The organism is Pseudomonas sp. BN411 (genome assembly GCF_029871235.1).
Taxonomy (GTDB): Bacteria; Pseudomonadota; Gammaproteobacteria; order Pseudomonadales; family Pseudomonadaceae; genus Metapseudomonas.
In genome coordinates this window covers 89,802-101,775 of the sequence record NZ_SSOM01000081.1, presented here as the reverse complement: position 1 = coordinate 101,775, position 11,974 = coordinate 89,802, and the positions used below count along the sequence as shown (strand labels likewise).

Below are 11,974 nucleotides of genomic sequence, written 5' to 3'. Positions count from 1 at the left end.
CTACGTCGACAACACCGCCGACGTCGTCTCGGAAACGAGCTCGACGGGAGGCATCGACACCATTGTCTCTAGCGTCAGCCGCGTCCTCGGCCTCAACCAGGAGCACCTGACGCTCTCCGGCACCGTCGCCATCAATGCCACCGGCAATGGCCTGGCCAATACGCTCACAGGCAATGCCGGCAACAACCTGCTGGATGGCGGAGCGGGTAACGACACGCTGTCCGGGGGCGCGGGCAATGACCGACTGACCGGCGGAGCCGGCAAGGAAAGCCTGGCAGGTGGCGCAGGCAATGACATTTTCGCCTTCGGCAATCTGGCGGATTTGGGACTGACCAGCACCACCTGGGATGTAATCAGTGACTTCACCCGTGGCGCCGACCGGATCGACCTCTCCGCACTGGACGCCAACACCGCCACCACGACCAACGACGCCTTCACCGCTGTCATAGGCAGCGCCAGCGCCTTTACGGCAGCAGGCCAGTTGAAGTTCGCCAGCGGCGTGCTGTACGGCAACACCGACGCTGATGCCACTGCCGAATTCGCGATCCAACTGGTCGGTGTGACAGCAATGTCGACTGCGGACTTCGTCGTCTAGACGAATCGGCACACCCTCGGAGAACCAGGGCAAGCCCTGGTTCTCGCATGTTTGCGGGATTCGATTCCTCCCCTCCGACCTCACGCTGTCGACTATGAACGCCGACACGCCTAGCCTTGCGGCCGACGCATCTTAAGCTTTCAATGGCGCGCGAAGTGCTTCTGACGCTGGCCTTTGTCATTGCCTGTGCGAAAATGGCGAAATTGCAGAAAAGATGTCGCTGGAGACTGTATGGAAATTCTGGATTACGAAGACAGCCTTGAAACCTATCTGGGCGAACTGAGCGGAAAGAAGATCACGATAGTTTCCGCCTTCGCCAGCGGCACCGAGCCCCTGATCGACCAGCTGATCGAGAACGGCAACCAACTGGACATCCTGGTCGGTTCCATCAACTCGCTCACGTCCCCCGACTTCATCGAGCACTGCCTCAATGAAGCGAACCCGGACCTGGTCCTGTCGGTGGACTTCCGCTACCAGGCGAGCGTGAACTGGAAGCTCTACCTGATCGAGCCGGACGTGGTCATCGTCGGCAGCGCCAACCTCACCCAGGTGGGCGTCAGCCTGGTGCGCGACACCTGCACCGTGATCAACGATGCCACCCTGTACGACGCCTACCTGGCCCGCGTCCAGGCCCTCAAATCCGCCGATGGCGTGTTGCCCTGCAACCACTCGCAAGCCTTCGAGGATGCGTTGGACGCCTACAAGCAGAACCATCGCCGCATGCAGGCGGGCCTGGCTCGTAGCGCCGAATACCTGGACAGCGAAGGCTGGCTGGGCGACGACATCAACCAGAGCATTCCGCTGTTCATCTGGTACAGCGACCACTCGCAACAGTCTGAGGACGAGGCGCGCGATCACCTCAAGTCCAGCAGCGACGGCGTGGCCTGGGATGATGTCCGTGAGTTCTTCACCTACGAATGCGCCGAGGGCGCCCTGCCCTACGAGGAAGGCGATGTGGTGCTGACCGCGCGCTGCAACGGCTCGCACATCGGCTTCTACACCTTCGACCGCATCCTGTATCGCGACGGCACCTACTACATCTATGCCTACCGCAAGAAGCGCTACACCCAGCCGTTCAAGCTGGATGGCGACAAGGAACTGCTCAAGGAAGCGATTCCGGACTGGTACGAAGACGGCCGCACCGAGATCAACCGCGCCGACATCCTGCGCGTGATTGGTTGACCCCACCGCCGAGGGGACGGCTTCGCCGTCCTTTCGCGAATGAATTCGCCCCCACAAGGAATGGCCAATCCCGGCACCAACCCTGTGGGGGCGATCTCCATCTGTAGGGGTGATTTCAATCGCCAAGCGGACCGCAGGTTCGCCCCTCGACCTTGCAGGGGGCAGCTTCGCCGCCCTTGGCGAATGAATTCGCCCCTACAAGGAAAGGCCAGTACGCGGCACTGAGCCTGGCCAGGAATCTCAGGAACCGACGCTGTCCAGTTGCTCGCGAATTCGCCGGTTTAGCCTGGCCAGGCGTTGGCTGACATCGGCCGCATCATGGGGCTTGTCGCCAGCATTCAACTGGCGCGCGCAAAGATTGAGCGCGGAAAGCACCACCAGCTCGTTGGCGGTGACATAGGGGAATTTCTTCTTGTTGGCGGCGATCTCCGCCTGCAGCATCGCTGCCGCGTCCTGCAGCACCTGCTCTTCGCCAGCCGGTGCCTTGATGTTGTACTCGCGCCCCAGGATGCGCAGCACACGGACGCTGTCGGTACTCATGCGCTGGCGCGGCTCTCGCTGACGCGGCGGACCAGGGCCTGCAGGCGTTCGGCGGTGGCGTTGCTCTTCTCTTCCTGCTCCATCATCGCCAGTTGCAGGCTGTCGTTCTCTTCGCGGGCCTTGCGCAGCTCGGCACGGATGCGAGCGTTGTCTTCGGCGATGCCCTGGTTCTGTTGCAGGAGCTCGCTCACGAGCTGTTCGAGTTGTACGAGGGTGTTGTCCAGCATGGTCGTCTCCCGGACGGATGAAAATGGCCGCGGAGCATAATGAAAAGCCCCCCTTCTGGCCAGGGAAAATCGGGTTGTTCAGACAGAATGTATGCTGTCAATTCAATGGCTTAGATCGCCTTCTTCATGTTGAACGAACAACACGGGCCGAGCCTTTGCCAACGCGCGCGCCGAGGCGATGACGAGTAGAATCCCGCAGTGAAAAAAGGTTCCGAGGTTGCAGTGGTGGAGTTACAGCAAGGGTTCGTCCTGACCCGGCATTGGCGGGACACGCCCGAGGGGACGGAAGTCGAATTCTGGCTGGCGACCGATACCGGCCCGCGCCAGGTGCGCCTGCCCGTGCAGACTTCAGTCGCCTTCATTCCTGTCGAACATCGCGAGCGCGCCGAAACCCTGCTGCGAGGCGAGAAGGATGTGGAGCTGCGCTCCCTCGCCCTGTGCGACTTCCAGCATCGCCCGGTGCTGGGCCTCTACTGCAAGCAGCACCGCCAACTGATGCGCCTGGACAAGGCCCTGCGCAAGGCCGGGGTGGACGTCCTGGAAGCCGATATCCGCCCGCCCGAGCGCTACCTCATGGAGCGTTTCATCACCGCGCCCGTGCACTTCGGCGGCACCCCGGACGAGAGCGGCGTACTGCTGGATGCCCAGCTCAAACCGGTATCCGACTACCGACCAACGCTCAGGCTGGTGTCGCTGGATATCGAAACCACCGAGCGTGGCGAACTCTATTCCATCGCCCTGGAAGGCTGCGGCCAGCGCCAGGTTTACATGCTCGGGCCGGCCAACGGCGATGCAAGCGGGGTCGACTTCCAGCTCGATTACCGGGACAGCCGCGCTGAACTCCTGGAGGCCCTGAACCAGTGGCTGGCCGAGCACGACCCGGACGCCATCATCGGCTGGAACCTGGTGCAGTTCGACCTGCGCGTGCTCCAGGCGCACGCCGAGAAGCTGAAGGTACCCCTGTTGCTGGGGCGTGGCGGCGACCCCATGGGCTGGCGCGAGCATGGCAGCGGCAACAACCACTACTTTGCCGAGGCCAGCGGGCGCCTGATCATCGACGGCATCGAGGCGCTGCGCTCGGCCACCTGGAGCTTCCCCTCCTTCAGCCTGGAAAGCGTCGCCCAGACACTGCTCGGCGAGGGCAAGGCGATCGACACGCCCTACCAGCGCATGGACGAGATCAACCGCATGTTCGCCGAGGACAAGCCCGCCCTGGCGCGCTACAACCTCAAGGACTGTGAGCTGGTCACGCGCATCTTCGAGAAGACCGAGCTGCTCCACTTCCTGCTGGAACGCGCCACGGTCACCGGGCTGGCCACCGACCGCAGCGGCGGCTCGGTGGCAGCCTTCACCCACCTCTACATGCCGCTGATGCACCGGCTGGGCTTTGTCGCGCCCAACCTCGGCGAGAAGCGTCCCGAAGCAAGCCCCGGCGGCTTCGTCATGGACTCGCGCCCGGGCCTCTACGAATCGGTCCTGGTGCTGGACTACAAGAGCCTGTACCCATCGATCATCCGCAGCTTCCTGATCGACCCGGTGGGGTTGATCGAAGGCCTGCGGCAGCCGGACGACGAACACTCGGTGCCGGGCTTCCGTGGCGCCCGCTTCTCCCGCACCCGGCACAGCCTGCCCTCCATCGTGGCGCGAGTCTGGCAAAGTCGTGACGAAGCCAAGCGCGACGGCAACAAGGCCTTGTCCCAAGCACTGAAGATCATCATGAACGCCTTCTACGGCGTACTCGGCTCCAGCGGCTGCCGCTTCTTCGACTCGCGCCTGGCCTCCTCCATCACCATGCGTGGCCACGAGATCATGCGCCGCACCCGCGAGCTGATCGAAGCCCAGGGCTACAGCGTGATCTACGGCGATACCGACTCCACCTTCGTCTGGCTCAAGCGGCCCCATGAAGAGGACGAGGCCGCGCGCATCGGTCGTAGCCTGGTGCAGCAGGTCAACCAGTGGTGGCGCGAGCATTTGATGCAGGAATACGGCCTGGAAAGCGCCCTGGAACTGCAGTTCGAAACCCACTACCAGCGCTTCCTGATGCCCACCATTCGGGGTGCCGAGGAAGGCAGCAAGAAGCGCTACGCCGGCTTGGTACGGCGCCCGAACGGCAGCCAGGAGATGGTCTTCAAGGGCCTGGAAACCGTGCGCACCGACTGGTCGCCCCTGGCCCAGCAGTTCCAGCAGGAGCTCTACCAGCGCATCTTCAATCGCCAGCCGTACCAGGCATACGTGCGCGACTACGTGCAGAAGACCCTCGCCGGAGAACTGGACGAGCTGCTGGTCTATCGCAAACGCTTGCGCCGCCAGCTCGACGATTACACCCGCAACGTGCCGCCCCACGTCCGCGCGGCGCGCATGGCCGACGAATTCAACGACCGCCAGGGCCGACCGCGCCAGTACCAGAACGGCGGCTGGATCAGCTACCTGATCACCGTGAACGGCCCGGAACCTCTGGAAACACGCAGCTCAGCCATCGACTACGACCACTACCTGACCCGTCAGCTGCAACCCATTGCAGACGCCATCCTGCCCTTCGTAGGCGACGACTTCGTCTCGCTGATCGACAAGCAGATGGTGCTGTTCTAGACCCAGTTCCCTGTGGGGGCGAATTCATTCGCTATGGAGGCCGCAGGCCTGCCGTAGGTTGGGCAGAGGAACGAAGCCCAACGTGCCAAGGCTCGGCATCGCTGCGTTGGGCCTCGCTGCTCTCGGAACCAACCTACGATTTCCTCAGATGAACAAACCCGCCGTCTTCCGCCCGATCAGCGATTGAAATCGCCCCCACAATTCCGGGACCGCTGCACATGTGGAGGCGAATTCATTCGCGAAGCAGGACGCAGTCCTGCCGTAGGTTGGGCAGAGGAACGAAGCCCAACGTTCCAAGGTTCGGCACCGCTGCGTTGGGCCTCGCTGCGCTCGGAACCAACCTACGATTTCCTCAGATGAACAACCCCGCCGTCTTCCGCCCGGTCAGCGATTGAAATCGCCCCCACAATGCCGAGTCCGCTGCACATGTGGGGGCGAATTCATTCGCTATGGAGGCCGCAGACCTCCCGTAGGTTGGTGCTGAGGAACGAAGCCCAACACTCCAAGGCTCAGCATCGCTGCGTTGGGCCTCGCTGCGCTCGGAACCAACCTACGATTTCCTCAGATGAACAACCCCGCCGTCTTCCGCCCGGTCAGCGATTGAAATCGCCCCCACAATGCCGAGTCCGCTGCACATGTGGGGGCGAATTCATTCGCTATAGAGGCCGCAGGCCTCCCGTAGGTTGGGCAGAGGAACGAAGCCCAACGTTCCAAGGTTCGGCACCGCTGCGGGTCCTGCATTTCAGATCGAGATCAGCCCATGCTCCAGGGCGTATTTCACCAGGGCGGCGGGCGTGTCGATGTTCAGCTTGCGACGGATGCTGAGGCGGTAGGTTTCCACCGTGCGCACGCTGATATCCAGTTCGCGGGCGACTTCCTTGTTGTTCAGCCCCTTGGCGATCATCGACAGGACCTGCAGTTCGCGCGGGGTGAGTTCGTTCTCGTCGCGGACATTGGTGGCCAGCTTGCGGGCGATTTCCGGGCTGTAGAAGCTGCCGCCGGCCACGATGGCCTCGATGGCGGCGATCAACTCGGTGGAAGGTGCGTTCTTCAGCACATAGCCGAAGGCGCCGGCATTGATGGAGGTGCGCACGTACTCCTGGTTGTCGTACATGCTGAGGATGAGGATCTTGATGCCCGGATAGAGGCTGCACAGCCTGCGGGTCAGTTCCAGGCCGTTCATGTCCTTGAGGCCGACGTCCACCAACAGCAGGTCCAGTTCGGTGGAGGCCACCAGTTCCAGTGCCGCTTCCCCGGACTCCGCTTCAGCCACCACATCGAAATGGGGCATCGCCGAGAGCAGGGATTTCACGCCATCGCGCACCAGCACGTGGTCGTCGATCAGCGCAATTCTGATGGGGTGCGACAAGCTCATCACGGCCTCTGTGGAGTCACGAACCGGGCCGTCAGGCCCGCTGCAGGGGGATCTCGACCTGCAGTTCCGTGCGGCCGCTCATCGAAGACAGGGTGAAGGTGCCGTGGTGATGGTCGACCCGCTCCCTGATGTTGCGCAGCCCGATTCCCTGGCTCCGGTCCATCAGGCCGGGATCGAACCCCACGCCGTTGTCCTCCACACGCAGGGCGATGGCGCCCTGGCTGGAAGCGAGCGAGATTATAGCGGCGCTGGCCCTGGAGTGGCGTTCGATGTTGCCCAGGGCTTCCTGGATGATGCGGAACAGCGTGACGCGAACGTCCATGTCCAGGCTGCTGTCGTCCAGCCCGCGTTCGTACTGGGTGCGGATTGCCGTGCGTTGCTCGAACTCGCTCACCAGCTGTTCGATGGCCGGCGACAGGCCGAGGGTGTCCAGCAACGATGGCCGCAGGTCATGGGAAATGCGGCGGATTTCGCCGATCGCCTCGCCCAGGCGTGCCGTGCCCGCGCGCAGGTTCTCCAGTCCCCTACCCTGTCCGTTCTCCAGCTCCAGGCTGGCCAGTTCGAACTGGAACTTGATGGATACCAACTGCTGGCTGATGCCATCGTGCAGCTCGCGAGACACCCGCGAGCGCTCCTCTTCCTGCAGGTGGACGATGCGCTGGTTGAGGGCGGACAGCTTGCGGTCGGCCAGGCGATGTTCGGTGAAGTTCAGCATCAGGCCGCCGGTGAACACCACCAGCACGGCGATCAGCGAAAAGGACGCAATGGCCAGCACCGTGGTCAGCACCCCCGTGGCTACCTCCTGGCGCGACTTCAGGGTGGCCACTTCCACGTCGTCGATGTAGATGCCGGTGCCCAGCATCCAGCCCCAACGATCCAGCATCACCACGTAGGAAAGCTTCTCGGTCACCTGGCCGGAGGACGGCTTTTCCCAGGCGTAGAGCTGATAGCCGTCGCCATTCTCGGCACTTTCGAGCAACGCCTGGATGACCGGCAGACCGTTCTTGTCTTTCATGCCGATGAGCTCCTTGCCCACCAGGTTCGCCTGCCGGGGGTGCATCAGGTTCTTGCCATGGCGGTCGTAGACGAAGAAGTAGCCATCCAGCCCGAAATTCGCCCGCGACAGCATGTGCAGCGCCTGCTGCTTGGCCTCCTCATCGTCCCGGCCGCTGTCATACAGGGGCGCGATCAGGCTGAGGGCCAGCTCCAGGTAGTTTTTGATCTCGGCCTTCTTGACGGCCATGATGCTGCTTTCCACCAGCCTGGCCTGCTCCTCTTCCAGCTTGCGGCTCTGGGCGAACACCAGCACGCAGATGAAGAGCACCGACACGATGAGCGGCATGACGCTGAGGGTGACGATCTTGTGTTTGAGTTGCATGGTCATTCACTTCACCACGTGGCCGAGACCGCGCGCGTCATCGTAGGGTGGAAGTCGCTTTTCACTTCCACCGCTGGTGCCCGGATCGGGGCCGATGGTGGATCGGTGAAGCGTGATCCACCTGTGGGGGCGAATTCATTCGCGATTTGCCGACCTCACACCTGCGACGCTTCAAACCCGGCGCGGATCTTCTCTTCCGGTAGCTGGTCGCCGATGAAGACCATCACGCTCTCGCGCGCCTCGCCTTCCTGCCACTCGCTGTCCCAGTCGAAGCCATAGAGCCGCAGCACGCCCTGGAACACCAGGCGACGAGGTTCGCCGTCGACGCAGAGCACGCCCTTGTAGCGAAGCAGGGAATTACCGTGCTCTTCCAGCAGCCCTTCCATGAAGCTGCTGAGCTTGTCCATGTCCAGCGGGCGTTCGCTCTTCAGCACCAGGGTGCCGATGCGGTCCGGCAATGCGGCTGGCTTGAGCGGACGCAGGGTCAGTGCCGGGCCGACGTCGGCGTTGAGGTTGAAGCCGCGCACGTCCAGCAACTCGGCCAGGTCGATGCGACCGTGGTCGACCACGCGGATCGGTGCACGGCGGTTGATGCGAGAAAGGCGCTGGCAGAGGGCATCGAAGTGCGCCTCGCCCACCAGGTCGCGCTTGCTCACCAGGATGCGGTCGGCGAAGCCTACCTGGGCCTGGGCCATGGTTTCCTGCAGGTGGCGCTCGGCGTTCACCGCGTCCACCAGGGTGATGATGCCGTCCAGCACATAGCGCTCGCAGAGTTCCTCGTCGGCGAAGAAGGTCTGCGCCACCGGCGCCGGGTCGGCCAGGCCGGTGCACTCGATCACCAGGCGGTCAAAGGCCAGTTCGCCGGCGTCCAGGCGCTCCAGCAACAGGAACAGCGCCTTCTCCAGCTCCACGTGGATGGAACAGCAGACGCAGCCGTTCGCCAGGGTCATCACCTGCACGGCGTCATCGCCCAGCAATTGGCCGTCGATGGGGGTTTCGCTGAATTCGTTCTCGATCACCGCGATCTTCAGGCCGTGCTCGGCCTTGAGGATGTGCTTGAGCAGGGTGGTCTTACCGGCACCGAGAAATCCGCTGAGCACGGTGACCGGAATGGGGAGATGGGCAGACATCGGGCAATCCTCGAAATCAGGTTTCAACCCTACAAAAAAGGGCTCCGGGGGATGACCGGAAACAAGAGCGCCACGGCTAGGCGTGGCGCTCAGATTACCGCATCAAGGGTTCAACAGCAGCGTACGGGCCGTCCCTTGCCGCCGCCATAACGCGCCTCCTGGCGCTCGCGGAAGAATTCCTCGTAACTCATCACCGGCTTGTCCGGGTGCTTGTTCTGCATGTGCTCGACATAGGTGTCGTAGTCGGGCATGCCCACGAGCATGCGTGCAGCCTGCCCGAGGTACTTACCCATGCGGCTGAGGTCATTGAACATGCTCGTGGTCTCCTCAAGCGTCCGGAACCGGCTGGAACGGCGATTCCTTGTCGGTGCGCTCGGACTTCATCCAGGCGCTGCGACCGACCTTGATGGCGTAGAACAGGATGCTCAGCACCACGAAGAGGAACAGCACGGTCAGGGTCGAGTTGGTGTAGGCGTTGAAGATCACGTGCTGCATCTGGCCCATGTCCTTGGCCGGGGCCAGGATCTGGCCAGCGGCGGCGGCGTCGCTGTACTTCTTGGCCAGGGCCAGGAAGCCGACGGCCGGGTTCGGGTCGAGCAGCTTGATCAGGCCTGCGGTGGTGGTGCAGATCAGCAGCCACACAGCCGGTACCAGGGTGACCCAGACGTAGCGCTGGCGCTTCATCTTGATCAGCACCACGCAACCCAGCATCAGGGCGATACCCGCCAGCATCTGGTTGGAGATACCGAACAGCGGCCACAGGGTGTTGATGCCACCCAGCGGGTCGATCACGCCCTGGTACAGCAGCCAACCCCAGAGGGCCACGCAACCGGCGGTGGCGATGACGTTGGCAGCCCAGGACTCGGTCTTCTTCAGCGCCGGGACGAAGTTGCCCAGCAGATCCTGCAGCATGAAGCGACCGGCACGGGTACCGGCGTCCACGGCAGTGAGGATGAACAGCGCCTCGAAGAGAATCGCGAAGTGGTACCAGAAGGCCATGGTGTTCTCACCCGGCAGCACCTGGTGAAGGATCTGCGCGATGCCCACCGCCAGGGTCGGTGCACCGCCGGCACGGGCCAGGATGCTGTGCTCACCGATATCGGTGGCGGTCTGCTGCAGCACTTCCGGGGTGATGGCGAAGCCCCAGCTGCTGACGGTGGCAGCCACGGCGTTCACGTCGGTGCCCACCAGCGCGGCCGGGCTGTTCATGGCGAAGTACACGCCCGGTTCGATCACCGAAGCGGCGACCATGGCCATGATGGCGACGAAGGACTCCATCAGCATGCCGCCGTAGCCGATGTAGCGGGCATGGGTTTCGTTGGCCAGCAGCTTCGGCGTGGTGCCAGAGCTGATCAGCGCGTGGAAGCCGGATACCGCGCCGCAGGCGATGGTGATGAACAGGAACGGGAACAGGGTGCCCTTCCACACAGGGCCAGTGCCGTCGACGAACTGGGTCAGCGCCGGCATTTTCAGCTCGGGGGCGATGATCAGGATGCCAATGGCCAGGCCAACGATGGTGCCGATCTTGAGGAAGGTCGACAGGTAGTCACGGGGAGCGAGGATCAGCCACACCGGCAGCACGGCGGCGACGAAGCCATAGCCGATCAGCATCCAGGTGATCTGCACGCCGGTGAAGGTGAAGGCCGGCCCCCAGACCGGGTCAGCGGCCACGATGCCGCCAAGCCAGATGGAGGCCAGCAGCAACACCACGCCGATGAGGGAAATTTCGCCGATGCGGCCCGGGCGGACGTAGCGCATGTACACGCCCATGAACACCGCGATCGGGATGGTCGCCATCACGGTGAACATGCCCCAGGGGCTTTCGGCCAGGGCCTTCACCACGATCAGTGCCAGCACCGCGAGGATGATGATCATGATCAGGAAGCAGCCGAACAGGGCGATGGTGCCCGGAATCCGGCCCATCTCCTCACGGACCATGTCCCCCAGCGAGCGGCCGTTACGGCGGGTAGAGAGGAACAGCACCATGAAGTCCTGCACCGCACCGGCGAGGACCACACCGGCGATCAGCCAGAGGGTGCCGGGCAGGTAGCCCATCTGCGCGGCGAGTACCGGGCCCACCAGCGGGCCGGCGCCGGCGATGGCGGCGAAGTGGTGACCGAAGAGGATGTGCTTGTTGGTCGGAACGTAGTCCAGACCATCGTTGTTCAACACCGCAGGTGTTGCACGGGAGGGGTCCAGCTGCATCACCTTGTTGGCGATGAACAGGCTGTAGTAACGGTAGGCAATCAGGTAGATCGCAGTTGCAGCAGTAACGATCCAGAGGGCGTTGATTGCTTCGCCCCGACGCAGTGCCACGGTGCCCAGCGCAAATGCGCCCAGCAGGGCAACGGCGAACCAGGCAATTCGGGAAGCCAGTTGGGTCATGGAATGGTCTCCTGCCGCGTGGGGTCACCTGCGGCGGCTTTTGTTGTTGTTTATGCCCGGATAGGGGCAGCCGACACTATCGGCGCGTGGCGACTACGGAGAAATTCGCACAACTACGAAGCACGGCTACGTAGTACTACGTAGCCAGCATGCCCCGTCCCAGGGCAAGCACATGCCTTAGGGGCAGCTTCGCCGCCCATAGCGAATGAATTCGCCCCCACACAAAGAAAGCTACCCAACCACCGAAGGTCGGCCTTGGGATTCACTTGTGGGGGCGATTTCAATCGCAATGCGGACCGCAGGTTCGCCCTTCGGCCCTGTATAGGGGGCAGCTGCGCCGCCCATAGCGAATGAATTCGCCCCCACACAAAGAAAGCTGCCCAACTGCCGAAGGTCGGCCTTGGGATTCACCTGTGGGGGCGATTTCAATCGCAAAGCGGACCGCAGGTTCGCCCTTAGGCCCTGGAGGGGGCAGCTTCGCCGCCCTTAGCGAATGAATTCGCCCCTACAGAAAAGCTGCCCAACCACCGAAGGTCGGCCTTGGGATTCACCTGTGGGGGCGATTTCAATCGC

At 63.1% G+C, this 11,974-nt stretch carries 10 protein-coding genes; 3 read left to right on the top strand and 7 right to left on the bottom strand.

The genetic code is table 11. The annotated features are described in order from the left end of the window. Both E8F06_RS24900 and E8F06_RS24895 read left to right on the top strand, forming a co-directional pair. Positions 1-595: M10 family metallopeptidase C-terminal domain-containing protein (locus tag E8F06_RS24900; protein ID WP_280371975.1), on the top strand; the 595-nt coding region annotated here is incomplete at its 5' end. Between the two features lie 231 nt (positions 596-826). Next, positions 827-1,777, top strand: a complete 951-nt coding sequence (locus E8F06_RS24895) for a phospholipase D family protein (RefSeq protein WP_280371974.1) — start codon at positions 827-829, stop codon at positions 1,775-1,777. Positions 1,778-2,017: 240 nt separating this feature from the next. On the opposite strand, the gene E8F06_RS24890 is transcribed toward E8F06_RS24895, so the two are convergent. Both E8F06_RS24890 and E8F06_RS24885 read right to left on the bottom strand, forming a co-directional pair. Then, complete coding sequence (locus E8F06_RS24890; protein WP_280371973.1) at positions 2,018-2,317, bottom strand: cell division protein ZapA; 300 nt, start codon at positions 2,315-2,317, stop codon at positions 2,018-2,020. Further along, a complete protein-coding gene (locus E8F06_RS24885) occupies positions 2,314-2,544 on the bottom strand; it encodes a hypothetical protein (protein WP_151133286.1) in 231 nt (76 codons plus the stop codon). The genes E8F06_RS24890 and E8F06_RS24885 overlap by 4 nt, the downstream gene beginning before the upstream one ends. A 225-nt stretch (positions 2,545-2,769) precedes the next feature. On the opposite strand from E8F06_RS24885, the gene E8F06_RS24880 reads away from it, so the two are divergent. Then, on the top strand, positions 2,770-5,133 hold the full coding sequence (locus tag E8F06_RS24880) for a DNA polymerase II (RefSeq protein ID WP_280371979.1): 2,364 nt from the start codon (positions 2,770-2,772) through the stop codon (positions 5,131-5,133). A gap of 742 nt (positions 5,134-5,875) precedes the next feature. On the opposite strand, the gene E8F06_RS24875 is transcribed toward E8F06_RS24880, so the two are convergent. From E8F06_RS24875 to E8F06_RS24855, 5 genes are all read right to left on the bottom strand, one after another. Then, positions 5,876-6,508 carry a response regulator transcription factor gene (locus tag E8F06_RS24875; protein WP_280371972.1) on the bottom strand — a complete coding sequence of 211 codons (633 nt, stop codon included), beginning with the start codon at positions 6,506-6,508 and terminating at the stop codon, positions 5,876-5,878. A gap of 31 nt (positions 6,509-6,539) precedes the next feature. Next, the gene (locus E8F06_RS24870) at positions 6,540-7,886 is read right to left on the bottom strand and encodes a cache domain-containing protein (protein ID WP_280371978.1); all 1,347 of its coding nucleotides are present in this window, start codon (positions 7,884-7,886) and stop codon (positions 6,540-6,542) included. A gap of 155 nt (positions 7,887-8,041) precedes the next feature. After that, positions 8,042-9,016: a GTPase gene (gene yjiA / locus E8F06_RS24865; RefSeq protein WP_280371971.1), complete on the bottom strand. Its 975-nt coding sequence runs from the start codon at positions 9,014-9,016 to the stop codon at positions 8,042-8,044. 110 nt (positions 9,017-9,126) lie between these two features. Continuing rightward, positions 9,127-9,330: a YbdD/YjiX family protein gene (locus E8F06_RS24860; RefSeq protein ID WP_280371970.1), complete on the bottom strand. Its 204-nt coding sequence runs from the start codon at positions 9,328-9,330 to the stop codon at positions 9,127-9,129. 13 nt (positions 9,331-9,343) lie between these two features. Beyond that, positions 9,344-11,401, bottom strand: coding sequence for a carbon starvation CstA family protein (locus tag E8F06_RS24855; protein ID WP_280371969.1), 2,058 nt, complete (start codon positions 11,399-11,401; stop codon positions 9,344-9,346). Positions 11,402-11,974 lie beyond the last annotated feature (573 nt).